General features: G+C 66.6%; 14 protein-coding genes. 4 read left to right on the plus strand and 10 right to left on the minus strand.

The window, feature by feature from the left end:
• Positions 1 to 15: 15 nt before the first annotated feature.
• Entirely contained in the window at positions 16 to 1047 is a 1032-nt protein-coding gene (locus HMJ39_RS14795) for a metal-dependent hydrolase (RefSeq protein ID WP_194297890.1), read from the minus strand.
• A gap of 263 nt (positions 1048 to 1310) precedes the next feature.
• Here HMJ39_RS14795 and cfa point away from each other — a divergent pair, with 263 nt between their 5' ends.
• The 4 genes from cfa to HMJ39_RS14815 all read left to right on the plus strand — a co-directional run bounded on the left by cfa (position 1311) and on the right by HMJ39_RS14815 (position 7794).
• Positions 1311 to 2471, plus strand: a complete 1161-nt coding sequence (gene cfa / locus HMJ39_RS14800) for a cyclopropane fatty acyl phospholipid synthase (protein ID WP_194297891.1) — start codon at positions 1311 to 1313, stop codon at positions 2469 to 2471.
• Positions 2472 to 2603: 132 nt separating this feature from the next.
• Positions 2604 to 3758 (plus strand): sigma-70 family RNA polymerase sigma factor, encoded by a 1155-nt coding sequence (locus HMJ39_RS14805; protein WP_194297892.1) that lies wholly within the window; start codon positions 2604 to 2606, stop codon positions 3756 to 3758.
• A 194-nt stretch (positions 3759 to 3952) separates the two neighbouring features.
• Positions 3953 to 6250: a TonB-dependent siderophore receptor gene (locus HMJ39_RS14810; RefSeq protein WP_194298149.1), complete on the plus strand. Its 2298-nt coding sequence runs from the start codon at positions 3953 to 3955 to the stop codon at positions 6248 to 6250.
• 338 nt (positions 6251 to 6588) lie between these two features.
• Positions 6589 to 7794, plus strand: coding sequence for a lipid A deacylase LpxR family protein (locus HMJ39_RS14815; protein WP_228462395.1), 1206 nt, complete (start codon positions 6589 to 6591; stop codon positions 7792 to 7794).
• A 17-nt stretch (positions 7795 to 7811) separates the two neighbouring features.
• On the opposite strand, the gene HMJ39_RS14820 is transcribed toward HMJ39_RS14815, so the two are convergent.
• The 9 genes from HMJ39_RS14820 to HMJ39_RS14860 all read right to left on the minus strand — a co-directional run bounded on the left by HMJ39_RS14820 (position 7812) and on the right by HMJ39_RS14860 (position 18888).
• Complete coding sequence (locus HMJ39_RS14820) at positions 7812 to 8180, minus strand: sirohydrochlorin chelatase (protein ID WP_194297893.1); 369 nt, start codon at positions 8178 to 8180, stop codon at positions 7812 to 7814.
• Positions 8181 to 8182: 2 nt separating this feature from the next.
• Positions 8183 to 9088, minus strand: a complete 906-nt coding sequence (locus HMJ39_RS14825; protein WP_194297894.1) for a histone deacetylase family protein — start codon at positions 9086 to 9088, stop codon at positions 8183 to 8185.
• A gap of 7 nt (positions 9089 to 9095) precedes the next feature.
• On the minus strand, positions 9096 to 10499 hold the full coding sequence (locus HMJ39_RS14830; RefSeq protein WP_228462396.1) for an efflux transporter outer membrane subunit: 1404 nt from the start codon (positions 10497 to 10499) through the stop codon (positions 9096 to 9098).
• Positions 10492 to 12453: a MacB family efflux pump subunit gene (locus HMJ39_RS14835; protein ID WP_194297895.1), complete on the minus strand. Its 1962-nt coding sequence runs from the start codon at positions 12451 to 12453 to the stop codon at positions 10492 to 10494. Before HMJ39_RS14835 ends, HMJ39_RS14830 begins: the two co-directional genes overlap by 8 nt.
• The gene (locus HMJ39_RS14840) at positions 12453 to 13592 is read right to left on the minus strand and encodes an efflux RND transporter periplasmic adaptor subunit (protein WP_194297896.1); all 1140 of its coding nucleotides are present in this window, start codon (positions 13590 to 13592) and stop codon (positions 12453 to 12455) included. Before HMJ39_RS14840 ends, HMJ39_RS14835 begins: the two co-directional genes overlap by 1 nt.
• 109 nt (positions 13593 to 13701) lie before the next feature.
• Positions 13702 to 13917 (minus strand): DUF3820 family protein, encoded by a 216-nt coding sequence (locus HMJ39_RS14845; RefSeq protein ID WP_067604947.1) that lies wholly within the window; start codon positions 13915 to 13917, stop codon positions 13702 to 13704.
• A 33-nt stretch (positions 13918 to 13950) separates the two neighbouring features.
• A complete protein-coding gene (locus HMJ39_RS14850; protein ID WP_138773354.1) occupies positions 13951 to 14604 on the minus strand; it encodes a cation transporter in 654 nt (217 codons plus the stop codon).
• A 24-nt stretch (positions 14605 to 14628) separates the two neighbouring features.
• On the minus strand, positions 14629 to 15561 hold the full coding sequence (locus HMJ39_RS14855) for a cation diffusion facilitator family transporter (RefSeq protein WP_142947541.1): 933 nt from the start codon (positions 15559 to 15561) through the stop codon (positions 14629 to 14631).
• Positions 15562 to 15762: 201 nt separating this feature from the next.
• Positions 15763 to 18888 carry an efflux RND transporter permease subunit gene (locus HMJ39_RS14860; RefSeq protein WP_067604952.1) on the minus strand — a complete coding sequence of 1042 codons (3126 nt, stop codon included), beginning with the start codon at positions 18886 to 18888 and terminating at the stop codon, positions 15763 to 15765.
• Positions 18889 to 18890 lie beyond the last annotated feature (2 nt).

An 18890-nucleotide genomic window follows, 5' to 3' on the forward strand; every position in this document is an offset into this window, starting at 1 on the left:
TATCCAGATACTGGCCTAGCGGCAGGCGGCGACGCTGTCGCCGACGGTCAGCGAGCGCAGGCACAGCACCGGCGCCAGGGCGAAAGTGCGCCGCCACAACGCCGGCCAGGCGTCCTGGTTGACCATGGGCCGTGGCAGCCGGCTGCTGGTCAGCGGCTGCCAGCCGTCCAGGCCCTGGTGGGCGATCACGAACTGGAACGGATGGGCGCCGGGCACCCCCAGGCGCACATCGGTGACCACCAGACGGTCACCGTCGCGGCGGTAATCCAGGAACCCCCGGGTGAACCAGGCCAGGCGCCGGCCGTCCGCGAGCCGCGCCGCTTCCGTTTCCAGCTCCGGGGACCGGGGGAAGGCCTCCACATGGGGCGGCCGGTCGCCGTCGAACACACCGGTGACGATTTCCAGACGCTGGTCCGGCGTCAGGGCGGTGGCGCGCCACAGGAAGGTGGAGAACGGCATCGGCTGCACCATCAGCGGCACCGCCTCCAGGCCACGCTCCGCCAGGGTGTCCTGCACCCGCTGGGTCATCCATTGCTGGGCCACCAGGCTCCAGGCCAGGTAGGCGCTGGACAGGCCCAGCCCCACGGACAGCGCGGTGAGCGCCGGCGGCCGGATCAACGCGATGATCACCGCGATCAGCAGAGGCAGGGTATAAAGCGGATCGATGATGAACACGCTGTTGAGCGCCACCGGCGGCCCCACCGGCCACCAAAGCTGGGTGCCATAGGTGGTGAAGGCGTCCAGCAACGGATGGGTGAGCAGCACCAGAGTGGTGAACGCCCACCAGCGGCCGAAGCCCGGCGCCGGTTTCCAGCGGCTCAGCCCCCAGGCCAGCAGGGTGGCCAGGGGCGCCAGCACCAGCAGCGAATGGCTGAAGCCACGGTGCTCGGAAAAGTTGGCCACGGCGTCGCCGTAATCGATGAGAACGTCCAGATCCGGCAGGGTGGCCAGCACCGCGCCGCCGAGAACGGCGCCGCGCCCCAGACGACCGCCCAGCACCGCGCCACCCAGGGCGCCGCCGAGCGCCGCCTGCGTCAAAGAATCCATGCCCTGCTCCCGAAAAAAGCGCCAAAAAGGTGAATAGCGGACCCAAATCACATCCATAGAAGGTGTTCATACCATGGGGTCCGGCAAGCCAACTGTTTGAATATTATTGTAAAAATAAAGTTCCGCGGGGAACTTCGGCGATTTTTCACCACCGCCGGCGCTTGCGTCCGTGAGGCTGGCGTCAAAGAATGGTTTCCAAGGGCAGCCATGCTGACGCCCGTGACACCCATGCAGTCTTCAATCAACCCTGAAGGAGATGCTGTATGCTCGGTTCACGCAGCCGCGACGACGCTCCCCATACCGGGTCGCGCGCCATCGACGACTTGATCGCTTCCGTTCTCTCCAACGCCGACATCCAGATCAACGGTCGGCGCCCCTGGGACATGCAAATCCACCATCCGGACACGCTCTCGCGTATCGCCGCCCAGCGCTCGCTGGGACTGGGCGAAGCCTACATGGACGGCTGGTGGGACTGCGATGCCCTGGATGAATTCACCCATCGCATCCTGCGCGCCGGCGCCGACAACCTGGGCAAGAACAAATGGACCCTGGCGTTGCAGCTGCTTGGCCACGGCCTGCGCAACCGGCAGAGTATGCGCCGTTCCCGCCAGGTGGCCAGGCGGCACTACGACCTGGGCAATGATCTGTTCGAGAAGATGCTCGACCCGACCATGGCCTACAGCTGCGGTTACTGGAAGGAGGCGGACACCCTGCACCAGGCCCAGGAAGCCAAGCTCGACCTGATCTGCCGCAAGCTGGAGCTGGAGCCGGGCATGACCCTGCTCGACATCGGCTGCGGCTGGGGCAGCCTGCTGGAATACGCCGCCCGGCACTATGGCGTGCGCGCCCACGGCGTCACCGTGTCCACCGAGCAGGCGGAGCTCGCCCGGCAACGTTGCAAGGACCTGCCCGTGGAAGTGCTGCTCAAGGATTACCGCACGGTGACCGGCCAGTACGACCGGGTGGTGTCGGTGGGCATGTTCGAGCACGTGGGCCGGCGCAACTACCGCACCTTCATGGAGACCACCCGGCGGTTGCTCAAGGACCGGGGGCTGATGCTGCTGCACACCATCGGCAACAACGAAAGCACCAACAGCCACGACGCCTGGATCGACAAGTACATCTTTCCCAACGGCGAGCTGCCGTCCATCAAACAAATCGCCCGCCACGCCGAGCACCGCTATGTGGTGGAGGACCTGCACAACTTCGGCCCGGACTACGCGCGCACCCTGAAAGCCTGGGACGCCAACTTCCAGGCCCGTTGGCCGGAACTCGAAGGTCGCTACGATGAGCGCTTTCATCGCATGTGGCACTACTACCTGAATGTGTGCGCCGGCGCGTTCCGGGCACGCACCATCCAGCTCTGGCAGTGGGTATTCTCCAAACCCGGCCACCGCGTCCACGCCTACCGGTCTCCGCGCTGATTGGCGGGCCACGCCAACCCTCGCGCCCGCCGCCCCTGGCGCGGGCCGGCGGGGCGGTGGCATAATGCCCGCAAACGGATCACGAATCATTCTCACTCACGATGACCGGCCCCACGGGGCGGGCGCCACCCCATGCAGGCCGACGACCTCTTTCAACAGCACGCCCGGGAACTCAACGGCTATCTGTGCCGGCGTCTGGACTCGCCGGAACAGGCCGCCGATCTGTGCCATGAGGTGTACTTGCGTTTGCGCCGGCTGGAGGAGCAGCGGGAGACGCCACGCAATCCCCGCGCCCTGGTGTTCCGCATCGCCCGCAACCTGCTGATCGACCACCTGCGCCAGCAACGCCGCCGCCCCACCACGGTGGCCCTCACCGACCCCGACCTGGCCCTGGAAAGCGACACGCCGACGCCGGAGTCCGCCGCGCGCAGCGCCCAGGCGGTGGACGGCCTCAACAGCGCCCTGGCGGCTCTCCCCGAGCATCAGCGCCAGGCCTTGCTGTGGAACCGGCTGGACGGCGTCAGCCAGCGCGAGATCGGCCAGCGCCTGGGAGTCTCCGAGCGCATGGCGGGCAAGTACATTGCTCGCGCCCTGGCCCATTGCCGCGCCCTGCTGGCGGCGGTGGCGGTGCTGCTGGTGGTGGCCGCCGGCCTGCCCTGGTCGGTGTGGACCGCGGACGCGCGCACCGGCGCCGGCGAGCAACGCACCCTGACCCTGGCGGACGGCAGCCGGGTGACCCTGAACGGCCGCAGCGCCATCAACATCGACGTCACCGGCGACCACCGCCGGGTGGAGGTGGTGCGTGGCGAGGCCCTGTTCCAGGTGGCCAAGGACCGCGCCCATCCGTTCCTGGTGCGCGCCGACGACGCCCGGGTGCGGGTCACCGGCACCCGCTTCGAGGTACGCCACCGCGACGGCGTCACCCGCCTCACCGTGGCCGAGGGCAGCGTGGTGGCCGGGGACGGCCGCCGGGAACGCACGCTCACCGCCGGCCAGCAGGTGCACTGGCGCCACGGCCGGATCGGCCCGGTGGCGGCGGTGGACGCCGACGCCGTGCTGGCCTGGGCGCGGGGCCGCCTGGTGTTCCGCGACCGCCCCCTGGGCGAGCTGCTCACCGATCTGCGGCCCTACCATCCGGACCGGCTGGTCCTGCTCAACGATGATCTGGCCGGGCGGCGGGTGAGCGGCACCTTCGCCACCGACGAGCCCGAGGCGGTGTTGAGCGCCCTCACCCAGACCCTGCCGGTGCGGGCGCTTCGCCTGCCAGGCGTGGTGGTGCTTTATTGAACGGCGATCGCGGCTGAAGCCGCTCCTACGGGATGATCGCACGGTAGGAGCGGCTTCAGCCGCGATACGGGTTGAGCAAAAAAATTTCTTCTTGGGGTTCAGAAACGGAAGCGGCCATCGTCTTCCTGGGTGCCTTTGTCGCGAATGGTTTCTATTTGCATTGTTTTGAAAAGGGTACCGACTCCATGAAATCAATGACTTACCCCCGCCTGGCCCTGCTCGCCGCCGGGCTGATCCTGCTCGGCCCGGTGCGGGCCGCGCAGCTGGACATCCAGGCCCAGCCCCTGGACGCCGCCCTGGCGGAGCTGGCCGAGGTCACCGGCGTGCAGCTGCTGTACGACGCCGACGCCACCCGGGGCAAGCAAAGCCCGGCTCTGCAAGGGGACTACAGCGCCCCGCAAGCCCTGAGCCAGCTGCTGGCCGGCAGCGGCCTGCGTTACCGGGTCAACAACGACGGCAGCATCACCCTGGAGCCGGCCCCGGTGACCGAAAGCACCCTGGCGCCGGTGGCGGTGAACGCGGAGGTGGCCACCAAGGTGGACACCCCCACCCTGGAAACGCCGCAATCGATTTCCGTGGTGCGCCGCGCCCAGATCGAGGAACAGGGCTCCGATACCGTGCAGCAGGCCCTGCGCTACACCCCCGGCGTGTTCACCGACCAGATCGGCGCCTCGAAACGCTATGACTACGTGTCCTTGCGCGGTTTTTCCGACGACAGCATCGACAACATCTACCTGGACGGTCTCAAGACCATGGGCGATGGCGGCACCTTCAGCTCCATGCAGATCGACCCCTATTTCCTGGAGCGGGTGGAGATCGTCAAGGGCCCCACCTCGGTGCTCTACGGGCGCGCCTCCCCCGGCGGCCTGGTCAACCTGACCAGCAAGAAACCACTGTTCGAAACCCGCCAGGAACTGCGCTTCGGCGTCGGCACCAACGACTATCGCGGCGTGGGCTTCGATTTCTCCGGGCCGGTGAACGACCGGGTGGCCTACCGGCTGGTGGGCCTGGCGGACAAGGGCGACACCCAGTTCGATCACCTGGAACAGGAACGGCGGGCAATCATGCCCAGCCTGACCCTGCAACTGGGCGACAACACCCTGCTCGACCTGATGGCCTACTACCAGGACGATCCGGAAGGCGGCAGCCACAGCGGCGTGCCCGCCGAGGGCAGCCTGTACCGGCGCAACGGCCGCTACATCGACAACACCTTCTTCGAGGGCGAGCCGGATTACGAGCAGTTCGAGCGCACCCAGAAAATGCTCGGCTACCAGCTACAGCACTTCATCGATGACACCTGGAGCCTGCGGCAGAATTTCCGCTACATCACCAGCGACGTACAGCTCCAGCAGGTGTATTCCTACCAATGGGTGGGCAACAGCGACCGGCTCAGCCGCTTCTACTCCGGCGCCGACGAACAACTGGACGCCTACACCGTGGACAACCAGGCCCGCGCCGACTTCGCCACCGGCGATCTGCAACACACCCTGCTGATCGGCGCCGACTACCAGCACCGCGACGTGGACGCGGCCTGGAGCAGCGGCGCCTTCCCCGCCATCGACGCCTTCGATCCGGTGTATGGAGCGGTCCCCACCGCCATTGGCGACCCGGTGCCCCATGAGCGCAAACTGATCCAGACCGGCGTCTATCTGAGCGACCAGATCGCCCTGGACCGCTGGCGTTTCTCCCTGGGGGGCCGCTATGACTGGGTACGCACCGCCAACGTCAATCAGGATACCGGTGCCCGCTCCAGCCAGGACGAGGAGCAGTTCAGCGGCAGGGCCGGCGTGCTCTACCGTCTGGACAACGGCCTCGCGCCCTATGTGAGTTATTCCGAATCGTTCAACCCCAGCGTCTACACCGACGAGGACGGCGACCCGCTGGAACCCACCGAGGGCACCCAGTACGAAACCGGCCTCAAGTACCAGCCCCGTGACGGCCGCGGCCTGTACACTCTGTCGCTGTTCCACATCGACCAGGAGAACCTGGCGATCCGCGAACCGCAGAACCCGGTCTATGTGCCGATCGGCGAGATCCGTTCCCGGGGCGTGGAGCTGGAGGCGCAGACCCTGCTCACCGACCGTTTCCGGGTACGGGCCAGCTACACCTACACCGACATCGAGTACACCGAGGCGGAGCCCGGAATCGAGGGTAACCAGGTCAACCAGGCGCCGCGCAACCAGGCCACCGCCTGGGGCCATTACCGCTTCGACCAGGGGCCCATGGCGGGCTTCGACCTGGGCGCCGGGGTGCGCTACACCGAGGGCATTCAGGCGGACCGCGCCAACACCCGGGAGGTACCGTCCTACACCCTGGTGGACGCGGCGCTCGGCTATGACTTCAGCCATCTTGGCATTCAGGGCCTGAGCGCCCGGGTCAACGCCAACAACCTGCTCGACAAGGAATACGTGGCGTCCTGCTACTCGCTGAACTACTGCTACTTCGGCGCCGAACGCAGTGTCATGGCCACCGTGACCTACCAACTGCGCTGAACCGTCGACCCCCGGGTGTGGACGTGATCACGTCCACCCCGGGCTTGCACAAGCTTTTACATCCCCCCTCTCGCGCAACACGCCACGATCACCAATGCTGTCCATCAACGGCGATGCCCCCGGGCCTCGCCAAGGGAAGGATCCCGGCCTCGGCCAGGACGGCTACTAACAACATCGCCACGCGGACTCCAGCGCGATGCGGAAACAGGCAAGAAAAGCCCAGCTTTGACCTACCGCCTCCGGCGGCGCGCCAAGCAGGATAGCGCTCCCGGACACCGACCCGGCGTCGGCGGCGGGATCCGGCAACCTGATTTCCGTGGAACGGAGAACGATGGACGATGGACGATGCATTCGAACACGCCTCCCGAACGCGAGGCGTTCACTTCAAAGTCGGCCTGCTGGGCGCCGCGTTTCTGATCGGTGTTATCAGCGCGCCCACGTCGCTGGCGCAATCGGCACCGGCCAGCGACGCCCCGGCCTTCATGGACCGCGACAACCCACAACTGGCCATGCTCGACCGCGAGGAGCGAACTCCGCGCCGGCCACGGGCGGAGCCGGCCCGGGAACCGGCGCGTGACAGTTGGTCGTTCGCGTTCGATAACGACGCCCTGGTGCCCACCGGCCGCGACCAGGATTACACCTACGGCCTGAGTTTTTCCCACACCGGCCGCGACGCCCGCGACGCCTGGTATTCCCTGAACCCGGTGCTCACCGGCCTGGACCGGCTGTTCGGCGTGGACCATCTGGCCGGTGAGGAAGGAGACGCCCGGACGCCCATCGACGGCCACAGCGTGGAATTCGGGCTGTTCGGCTTCACCCCGGAAGACAAACAGGCCTCGGCGCCGTTGTACGACGACCGGCCCTACGCCAGCCTGCTCTACATGTCCCAGTCCCGGGTCCGGATCGACCGGGGCGAGAACGTGGCCTGGCACAGCAGCCTGACCCTGGGCGCCCTGGGGCTGGCGATCGTCGGCAATGGCCAGAACGCGGTGCACAAGGTGATCGGCAGCGAGCACGCGGAAGGCTGGGATCACCAGGTCAGCGAAGGCGGCGAACCCACCGCCCGCTACACCCTGGCGCGGCAGAAATATCTGAATCCGTCGTCGGAAAACCTGGAAGTAAAAAGCACCCTGCAGGCCTCCGCCGGCTACCTCACCGAGGCACGCTGGAGCCTGAGTTTCCGGGGCGGGCGCATCGCCGACCCGTGGTGGAAATTCAATCCGGAGCTGGCCAGCTACGCGGACGGCTCCTCCCGAGGCGTGGGCGGCCCGGCGCCCACCGAGAGCTACGTGTGGGGCGGCGCCGCGGTGGTGGCGCGGGGCTACAACGCCTTTCTGCAGGGCCAGTTCCGCGACAGCGAAGTGACCTACGACAGCGACGAGCTGAACCACCTGATTCTGGAAGCCTGGCTGGGCTACACCCGCTCGTTCGCCAATGGCTGGCGGCTCAGCTATGTGCTGCGCGGCCACACCTCGGAAGTGCGCGACGGCACCGCCGACCGTAATGTGCTGTGGGGCGGGCTGATCGTGGCGAAAACGTTCTAGGGCCTGTTCACACCAGGCTATTGCCCCGCGATGTGCTCGCGCACCAGCGCCGCCAACCCCGGCGCGGTGCCGAAGTACTCCAGCAGCTCGATGGTCAGGTGCGGGTGGCGCTCGCGGGCCTCTTCCACCTGGGCGGGGATGTCGGTGGCCACGTGCTTGCCGTTATTGAAGAACAGCGGATAGACATAGACGCTGTCCACCGGCTGGTGCTCCAGCTGCTGCAGGGCCTCCTGCAACGACGGACGCGCCAGTTCCAGAAAGCACGGCAGCACCGCCGCGTAATCTTCCCGGGTGGTTTCCGCCACCGCGTCCACCAGTGCCTTGAATTCCTCGTTGGCCGCCTCGGCGCGGCTGCCGTGGGCCATGATCAACAGGGCTTTTTTCACCACTACCTCCACAATGAATGGGCCGCCTCGATCACCAGAGCGTGGCGGCGGGCCAGGGCGGCGCGATCATCGTCGTAGCCGCCGCCAATGACGGTGGCCACCGGCACGTCACGATCGCGGCAAAGCGCCAGCACCCGGCGCTCCCGTTCCGCCAGGCCGGGCAGACTGACCGCCAGGCGCCCGAGCGGGTCGTCCCGGTACACATCCACGCCGGCATCGTACAACACCAGATCCGGGCGCAGGGCGTCCAGCAACCCGCCCAGGGTGTCGGTGACGATGGCCAGATAATCCTCGTCGCCAAGCCCCACCGGCAGGCCCACGTCCAGATCGCTGTGCATCTTGCGGGTGGGAAAGTTCTTTTCGCAATGCACCGAGCAGGTGAAGGCGCGCGGTTCGCCGGCGAGGATGGCGGCGGTGCCGTCGCCCTGGTGCACGTCGCAATCGAAAATCAGCACCCGCTTCACGCGCTCCTCGGCCAGCAGCGCCCGGGCGGTGACCGCCAGATCATTGAGGATGCAGAAACCGGAGCCGAAATCGTAATGGGCATGGTGGGTGCCGCCGGCCAGGTGACAGGCAATGCCGTGCTTGAGGGCGAGCTGGGCGGCAACCAGGGTGCCCATGGGCGCGATGCAGGTACGCCGCGCCAGCCCCTCGCTCCACGGCAACCCCAGGCGTTTGGCTTCCTTGTCACCGAGGCGGTTGCCCAGGAAACGGTCCAGATAGTCCGGGCAGTGAGCCAGGGACAACAGCGGCGCCCGCGCCCGGCCCGGGCGGTGCAGATTGTTGGGCCCGGCGATGCCGGCGTCGCGCAAGCGCTGGTGGAGCAGCCGGAACTTCTCCATGGGAAAACGGTGGCGCGCCGGGAACGGAAAGCTGTAGGACGGGTGGTAGACCAGGGGAATCGACATGCCGCGATTATAGCGGGCCCGCCAGCCCCTGCCCCAATACCCGGTACAGCGTGACCCGTGCCACCAATTGATCGTAACGCAGATCGAGCAGGTTCTGGCGGGCACTGATCAGGCTGGTCTGGGCGTCCAGCACCGAGGTCAGCTCGATGTCGCCTTCCCGGTAGCGCGTCTCGGCGATCTCGAAACCGCGCCGGGCCTGGGTCAGGGCTTCCCGGCGGTGAGCGCCCTGCTCATCGAGCGCGTTGATGTTGCCCAGGCCCTGGTCCACCTCGGACAGGGCGGTGAGCAGCACGCCCCGGTAACCGGCCACCTGCTCCAGCCAGGCGGCCCGGGCCACGGTGTTCTCGCCCCGGGTCTGGCCGCCGTCGAAGATCAGTTGGCTCAGGGAGGCGGCCAGGTTGTAAACCGCGTCGCCGTCGAACAGGTCGCCCAGGGAGCTGCTGGCGTAGCCGGCGCTGCCGGTGAGGCTCAGCGACGGCCAGTAGGCGGTGCGGGCCACGGCCACGCCGTAATCGGCGGCCATCAGGCCGGCCAGGGCGCGGCCCACGTCCGGGCGCTGGGCGAGCACGTCGGCGGGCAGGCCCGGCTGGATTTCCGGCACGGTCAGATCCGCCAGGCCGCCATCCCCGGCCCCAGGCAGGAACCCCTGGGGCGTCTCGCCCACCAGCACCGCCAGGGCGTAGCGGGTTTCCCGGGTTTGCTGGCGCAGATCCGGCAGGGCGGCGCGCTGGTTGGCCACCAGGGTGCGCTGCTGGGCCAGATCCTGGGGCGACACGGCGCCGTAGCGCACCTTGGCCTCGACCACCTCGAGGATGCGTTCGGCCAGGGCCAGGCTGTTTTCGGCCAGGGTCAGCCGGTCCTGCAGGTAGCGCCACTGGAGCCAGGTGCTGGCGACGCTGGACAGCACCGTGAGGCGCACCGCGTCCCGGTCGAAGCGGCTGGCGTCCAGGTTGGCCTCGGCGATCGCCTTGTTGTTGCGCAGCCGGCCCCACAGGTCCAGCTCGTAGCTGGCATTGGCGTTGAGCTGGAACCGGTCGGTGCCGTCATTGCCACCGAAAGTGCCGGAGGTGGACGCGCCGCCCCCCAGGGACAAGCTCGGGAACAGGGACGAGCCGGCCTGCCGCAGGCGGCCTTCCGCCTGCAGCACCCGGGCGGCGGCGGCCTGCAAATCGGTGTTGTCGGTGAGCGCCCGGGCCACCAGCTGGTTCAGCTCATCGCTGCCGAAGCCCTGCCACCAGGCCGGGTTGGCCAGCGCGGCGCGGCTGTCGGCGAGCTGATTCTCCCACTGCGCCGGCGCTTCCGGCTCCGGTGTTTCCAGCTCGGAGCGCACCGCGCACCCGGCCACCGTCAGGGCCAGGGTCAGCATGGTCAGCGCCCGCTTGCAGCCGTTATTGATTGGGCCGTTATTCATTCGACAGGGCCTCCACCGGATTCAAGCGCGCCGCTTTCAGGGCCGGCGCGAAACCGAACACCAGGCCGATCACCGCCGCGCACAGGAACGCGGCCACCGCCACCGGGGCGGAAAACAGGATCGGCAGACCAATCAGCCGCAGCAGCAGCCCCACCGCCACGCCCAGGGCCACGCCGATCAGCCCGCCCAGGGCGGACACCACCACCGCTTCGGTGAGGAACTGCTGCAGAATATTGCGCTGGCGGGCGCCGGTGGCCATGCGGATGCCGATTTCATGAATGCGCTCGGTGACGCTCACCAGCATGATGTTCATCACGCCGATGCCGCCCACCAGCAGGGAGATGGCGGCGATGGACCCGAGCAGCATGGTCAGGGTGTTCTGGGTGTCGGACACCATGTCCAGCAGCGACGCCATGTTGAACACGCGCACGTCCTCGGTGCCGTGGCGCTGGGTGAGCAGCTCCACCGCCGCCTGTTCGGTGGCGTCGATGTTCTCCACGTCGTCCACCGCCAGGGTGATGGAACGCAGATAGTTCTGGCCGAACAGGCGCAGGGTGCCGGTGGACAGCGGCACGAACACCACGTCGTCCTGGTCGTCGCCCCAGTTGGTGGCGCCCTGCTCGCCCATCACGCCGATCACCTGGAAGGGAATGCTGTCCAGCAGCACGAACCGGCCCAGGGGATCGTCGTCGCCGAACAGGTTCTCGCGCACGGTCTGGCCGATCACCGCCACCGGCGCGTAGCGGTCCTGGTCCAGCTGGGAGAAGAAGATGCCGTTGACCGCCTGCCAGTCGCGCAGCGCCGGGTAGTCGCTGGACACCGCCTTGACGCTGGTGGTGATGTCCCGGCCCTCGGCGCGGGCGGTAACGCTGCCGGAAATTTCCGGCACCGCCAAGCGAACATTGGGCACCTCGCGCAGGGCCTCCGCGTCCGCCGGCACCAGGGTGGCGATGACGCCGTCGGAGACGCGCCGCTGGCCCCGGTCCGGGCGGATCACCAGCAGGTCCGTGCCCATGTCGCCGATACGCGCCACCACGTCCTGCTTGGCGCCCTGGCCGATGGCCAGCATCACCACCACGGCGCCCACGCCGATGACGATGCCGAGCAGGGTCAGCAGGGTGCGCAGCCAGTTGGCGCGCAACGAACGCAACGCCATGATCACCGCCTCGGCCACTTCGCCCAGCTCCGGCAGCGCCGCTTCCCGGGGCGGGCTGAGGGTCTCCGGGGCGGCCTCCGGCGTGGCCCGGGAGGGCCGCCGGCGGGTATCGGACAGGATGTCGCCGTCGTGCAGCTCCACCACCCGATCCGCGTGGGCCGCCACCTCCGCGTCGTGGGTGATGACGATGACCGTGTGGCCCTGATCCGCCAGGCTTTGCAGCTGGGCCATGACCGCCTCGCCGCTGGCGCTGTCCAGGGCGCCGGTGGGTTCGTCGGCGAGAATCACCCGGCCGCCGTTCATCAGCGCCCGGGCGATGGAAACGCGCTGCTGCTGGCCGCCGGACAGCTGGTTGGGCCGGTGGTCCAGGCGCTCGCCCAGGCCCAGATCGGTGAGCAGATGACGGGCGCGCTCGCGGCGCTGGTCCCGGGACAGGCCGGCGTAGATCGCCGGCAGCGCCACGTTTTCCCAGGCGCTGGCCGTGCCGATCAGGTGGTAGCTCTGGAACACGAACCCGAACATCTCCCGGCGCAGCCAAGCCAGCTCCTGGTGATCCAGCTCGCTGACGTCACGGCCGGCGAACAGGTACTGGCCGTCGCTGGGCCGGTCCAGGCAACCGAGGATGTGCATCAGGGTGGACTTGCCGGAGCCGGAGCTGCCCATGATCGCCACGCATTCACCGGCCTCGATGGTCAGCGAAATGCCGTGCAGCACCTCCACGTCCTCATCACCGCCGGGGAAGCGTTTACGAATGTCGCGCAGCTCGATCAGCGGCGCCCGCGGCGTCTGCTCTGCCATCAGAACAGACCCCGGCGGCGCGGCTCGTCCTCGGTTTGCGCCTGCACCTTACCGATCACCACGGTGTCGCCTTCGGCGAGCCCGCCGGTGATCTGCACGCGCACCCGGTCGGTGACGCCGGTTTTCACCGGACGTTTTTCCAGCCGGCCCTTGCCGGCGGGCACCTCCACGTACTGACCGTCGGCGCCGCTCTTCACCGCCGACGCGGGCACGCTGAGCGCCCCCTCGGCGGACTCCACCACGAAAAACACCTGGGCGGTCATCCCCGACATCAAGGCGTTGTCCGGGTTGGCCACATCGAACTCGGCGGTGTAGAGCACCACGTTGTTGACCACTTCCGGGGTCGGCAGCACCTGGCGCAGCGTGCTGTCATAACGCACGGCGCTGTTGCCCAGGGTGGAGAAGTACACCGGCATGCCGATCTCCAGCCGGTCCACGTCCGCCTCGGAGACCTCCGTGGACACGGTCATGGTGGAGAGATCGGCGACGCGCATCAGAATCGGCGCGGTCTGGTTGGCGTTGAGGGTCTGCCCTTCGCGGGCGTCCAGGGTCACCACGGTGCCGTCGCGGGGGGCGTAGATCTTGGCGTAGCCGAGGGTCGCCTGGTCGCCCTCAAGGCCGGACTGGGTCTGGTCGATCTGTGCCTGAAGCACTTTGATCTGGGCGCGGGTGGTGGCCAGGGTGGCCTTGGCGGTCTGCCAGGCGTCATCACTGGTGGCGTCGGCCTGGCGCAGCCGCTCCTGGCGGTCGAACTGCACCTGCGCCAGTTCCAGCTCGGCGCGCTGCTGCTCCAGTTGCGCGCGCAGGGCGTCCAGTTGCGCCAGGCCCGCCTGCACCTGCGACTCCTGCACCGAGGCATCGATTTCCGCCAGCAGTTGGCCCTTTTCGACTTTATCGCCGAGATCCACGTGCAGCTTTTCCAGCTGGCCGGACACCTGGGCGCCCACGTCCACGTAATCGTAGGGCTCCAGGGTGCCGAGGGCGGTCACCAGATCCTCGATGTCGGCGGGTTGGGCCCGGGCGGTCTGCCACTGCCCGTCCGTGGCGCCGTTACCCGACAGCCACCACCAGGACGCGGCCAGCGCGGCCAGGACCACCAGCGAAACGATTAGCAAACGACGTTTGATCCAGCGTGTCATGACCCTGCCCGAATACTCTGCCCAGAAAAGAATGCGTCGACCTCAAAGGTACCGGTAAAAGATGCAAAGAATATGCGTCAAACCGGCAACCACCGTGCACGCCCGCCGCTCACTCGCGGAACGGCGTTACCAGATGCTTGAGATTTTCCACGCTGAGGATCATCGCCAGGGCCATAAGACGGCCCAGCTCGCCGCGGGGAAAGCCGCGGTCGGCGAACCACAGCAGGTAGGATTCCGGCAGGTCGATCAGCGGCCTGCCCTGGTATTTACCGAAAGGCATGGTGCGCTGGCAGACAGCGATCAGGTCTTCGTTTTTAAAACTCATGACGATGCCGTTGGAGCGGAAATGCCGGGCAGACTAACGCGCCGGGCCGCAGCCGTCACCACCGGGGCCCGGCCCGTCACGTTGCCCGGCCCTCTGTTCGGCATTGGCCTGGCGCAGAATGGACACCGCGCTATGGCAGAACAAACCGGCAATCGCCATCGCCACCAGCACGTCCGGCCAGTGGCTGCCGCTGGCCAGCACCAGCAGGCCGGCGACGATCACCGATATATTGGCGAGCACATCATTGCGCGTGCACAGCCAGGCGGAGCGGATATTGGCGTCACCCTGGCGGTAGCGTACCAGCAGCATCAGGCTGGTGAGGTTGGCCACCAGCGCCAAGGCGCCGATGCCGGACATCATCACCCCGGGGGGCGCGGCCCCGGTTATCAGGCTTACCAAGCTGTCCGCCAGCACCAGCAACCCCAGCAGCAGCAGCGAGAAGCCCTTGATACGGGCGGCGCGAAATCGCCAGGTCAGGGATTGCCCCAGCGCCCAAAGGGTGAGGCCGTAGGTAGCGGCGTCACCCAGGAAATCCAGCGCGTCGGCGCGCAGTGCCCGGGATCCTGAAAACAGGCCCACCGCCGCCTCGACGCCGAACATCACCAGGTTGATCGCCAGCACCGCGATCAGCGCGTTTCGGTAGGCGACGGGCGCCTGCTTATCCAGTTCCGGTTCGCAACATGCCATGCCAGTCTCCGTGCGGTTCGGTGGTCAATCGGTTTGGCCGTCGTTCGGCGCGTGCAGCACGCAGAAGTGGGCGTTATCGCCCCGCTCCACCTGCAGGGTGCTGTGGGCAATGCTGAAACGGTGTTGCAGCCCGTCCGCCACCCGGTCCAGGTAGGCGTCGCCGGGGAAGCCGTCCGGCATCACCAGATGGACCGTCAACGCGCTCTCCGTGGTGCTCATGCCCCAGATGTGCAGGTCATGAATGCCGGTGACGCCCGGCTGGTCACGTAACCAGGCGTCCACCTCGGGAAGATCGATGTTCGCGGGCACCGCGTTCAGCACCAGCTTCAGGGATTCGCGCAGCAGGCCCCAAGTGCCGATCACGATGACCACGGTGATCAGCAGACTGGTCACCGGGTCGAGCCAGTTCCAGCCGGTATAGAGTATCGCCAGACCGGCCAGCACCACGCCCACCGACACCGCCGCGTCGGCGGCCAGATGCAGGAAAGCACCGCGGATATTCAAATCGCCCTTGCTGCCCTTGGCGAATAACCAGGCCGACGCCAGGTTGATCAGAACACCGATGCCCGCTACCACCATAACGGTCACCGACGCCACTTCCGGCGGATCGGCGAGCCGCCGGATGGCGTCCCAGCCGATGGCGCCGCAGGCGATCAGCAGGAACATGGCGTTGGCCAGCGCCGCCAGAATCGAGCTGCCGCGCAGCCCGAAGGTAAAGCGGCTGTCCGGCGCTTTGCGCGCCAGCATCGCCCCGCCCCAGGCCAGCACCAGGCCCAGCACATCGGACAGGTTATGCCCGGCGTCGGCCATCAATGCCGAGGATTGGGCGAGGAAGCCGTACACGAATTCCACCGCCGTGAACCCCAGGTTCAGGGTGATGGCGATCACGAAGGCGCGCCCGAAATCCTTTGGCGCGCCGTGCGGGTGAGCATGGTCATGATGGTGATGGGTGTGCACTGGCCGGCTCCTTCGATCCGTTTCCGCACATTCCAATACCTGTAGCCACTACAGGGTCAAGCCCGATCAGAAAGAGGACTTCGGCCTGGTCCTCGACCGGTACCGGCGACGCACAGGCACGGCCAGTAGTTCATCGTCAATCCCATATCATACTGACGGGGCGCCCAAACGGTGGCGCCCTGTTTCGGGTTAAGGTCCAGGTTAAACTTGTTCAACCGTTTTGCGGCCAAACCGGCTGTACAGCGCCGGCAATACCACCAGAGTAAGCAGGGTAGCGGTGACGATCCCTCCAACCACAACGGTGGCCAGAGGACGCTGCACTTCCGAGCCGATGCCGGTGTTGAAGGCCATCGGCACGAAACCAAGCCCCGCTACCAAAGCAGTCATCAGCACTGGTCGCAGGCGGCGCAGCGCGCCCTCACGCACCGCGTCCCGCAATGGCATGCCCTCCGCCATCAGATCCTTGATATGAGACAGCATCACCACGCCATTGAGCACGGCAATACCGGACAGGGCAATAAACCCGACCCCGGCGGAGATCGACAGGGAGATGTCGCGTGCCCACAGGGCCAGCACGCCCCCGGTCAGCGACAGGGGAATGGCGGTAAAAATAATCAGCGCATCGCGAGCGCTGCCGAACGCCCCATACAACAACGCGAAGATTAGCAATAGCGAAAGCGGCACCACGATGGCCAAACGCCGGGAGGCGGACTGCAGCTGCTCAAAGGTACCGCCATAGTCCACCCAATAACCGGTGGGCAGATCAATCTCCTCACGAACCGCCGTCCGCACATCCTCGACAAATGAGCCCAGGTCCCGGCCCCGCACGTTGGCGGATACAATGGCATTACGCTTGCCGTTCTCGCGATCGATTTGGTTAGGCCCCGGCGTCAACGCCACCTCCGCCACTTCTTCCAGCGGCACATAGCCGGGGTCATGACCTCCGGGCACCGCTATCGGAAGCCGCTTCAGGGTGTCCAGATCCGCCACGTTCTCCGCCGGCAAGCGCAAACGCAACGGGAAGCGGCTGTCACCCTGGTATACGGTACCCAAGGTCTCGCCGCCCACCGCGACACGCACCGTCCGCTGTACGGTCGAGGCATTAAGACCGTAGCGGCCCAATGCTTCCCGGTCCGGTGTAACAGTGAGCACCGGCAGGCCTGAGAGCGGCTGCAGACGGGCGTCGGCGGCGCCGGGCACCCTGTTGATCACCGATACCGCCTGCTCACCCAGCGCTTCCAGTTGAGCCAGATCATCGCCGTAAAAGCGCACCGCCAAATCCGCGCGCACCCCTGCGATCAGCTCATTGAAACGCATCTGAATCGGCTGAGTGAACTCGTACTTGTTGCCCGGCAGCGTTTCCGCCGCCTCGGCCATGGCGGCCACCAAATCCGCTTTGGGCCGATCCGGGTCCGGCCATTGGTCACGGGGCTTCAGAATCACAAAGGTGTCCGCCACATTGGGCGGCATCGGGTCGGTGGCCACCTCGGCGGTGCCTAGCTTGGCGAACACCTTGTCCACCTCGTCGAATTCCAGGAAACGGCGGTCCACCTGTTCCTGCATCTCCAATGCCTGGCTCAGGCTGGTGCCGGGGATGCGCAGCGCGTGGACCGCCACATCGCCCTCATCCAACTGCGGGATGAACTCGGTGCCCAGTCGGGTCGCCAGGACTCCGCTGGCAACAACCAACACCCCCGCCACCAGCAATACCGGCACCGCAGCACGCAGAGCGACATCCAGAGCCGGCTGGTAAAGTCGCCGCGCCACCCGCATCACCGGGTTATCCTGATGGCCCACCCGACCTCGTACAAACAGGGCGACGGCGGCCGGCACGAAGGTCACCGATAAAATCAGCGCCCCGGTAAGCGCCGCTACCACGGTGAATGCCATGGGGTGGAACATCTTCCCTTCTACGCCGGTGAGCGCGAAGATCGGCAGGTATACCACCATGATGATGAACACCCCAAAGGCACTGGGCTTGAACACTTCCCGGGTGGCCCGGGTGACGGTGTCCAAACGCTCTTTCAAAGTGAGCAAACGCCCATGGTGCTTCTGAGCCGCCGCCAGACCGGTCAGACAGTTCTCCACCACGATCACGGCACCGTCGACGATCAACCCAAAATCGATGGCGCCCAGGCTCATCAGATTGCCACTGACCCGGTTGGCCGCCATGCCGGTGAGCGCGAACAACATGCTCAATGGGATGACCGCGGCGGTGATCAGGGCGGCACGGAAGTTGCCCAGCAGGGCGAACAGCACCACGACCACCAGCAACGCGCCTTCGAACAGGTTTTTCTCCACCGTGGCGATGGTTTTTTCGACCAGAGAGGTGCGATCGTACATCGGCTCGGCACGCACACCGTCGGGTAAGGAACGATTAACCTCCTGAAGACGTTCCGCTACCGACTTGGCCACTTCCCGGCTGTTTTCGCCGATCAGCATGAAGGTGGTACCGAGCACTACTTCCTCACCGTTGCGGGTGGCCGCGCCGGTGCGCTGCTCTTTACCGAAGCGGACTTCCGCCACGTCCGCCACACGTATCACGGTATCACCGCGTCGCGCCACGACGATCTCAGCGATCTCATCCAGGCTCGCCACCTGGCTCGGGGAACGCACCAGCCACTGCTCGCCGTTGCGTTCCAAATAACCAGCACCGAGGTTTAAATTGTTGTCGCGCAAGGCCGCTGACAGATCTCTCAAACTCAGTTCGTGGGCGATCAGCCTCGACGGGTCCGGCGCCACTTCATATTGGCGCTGGAAGCCGCCAATGGTGTTCACCTCTGTAACGCCGTCCACCAGCATTAACTGAGGCCGCACCACCCAGTCCTGCAGGGTACGCAGGTCTTCCGCGTCGTAGGGCTCACCCTCCTCGTTGCGGGCGCCCGGGTCGGCTTCCACGGTGTACATGAAAATTTCACCCAGTCCGGTGGCAATGGGACCGAGCTCCGGTTCCATGCCTTCGGGCAGTTGCCCGCGCACGCTTTGCAGTTTTTCCGCCACCCGCTGGCGGGCGAAGTACAGGTCGGTGCCCTCCTCGAACACTACCGTGACCTGTGACAAACCGTATCGGGATACCGAGCGCGTGTAGTCGAGATTAGGCAGCCCGGCCATCGCCGTTTCCACCGGATAGGTGATACGTTGTTCCGATTCCAGTGGCGAGTAGCCTGGCGCACTGGTATTAATTTGCACCTGGACATTAGTGATGTCGGGTACCGCGTCGATGGGTAATTGCACGGCGCTACGTATGCCCACCAACACCAGCAACGCGGTCAGCGCCATCACCAACCAGCGCCGGCGGACCACCAAGCCCACGAAAGCATCGATCATGA

Source organism: Alloalcanivorax profundimaris, from assembly GCF_015265435.1.
Taxonomy (GTDB): domain Bacteria; phylum Pseudomonadota; class Gammaproteobacteria; order Pseudomonadales; family Alcanivoracaceae; genus Alloalcanivorax; species Alloalcanivorax profundimaris.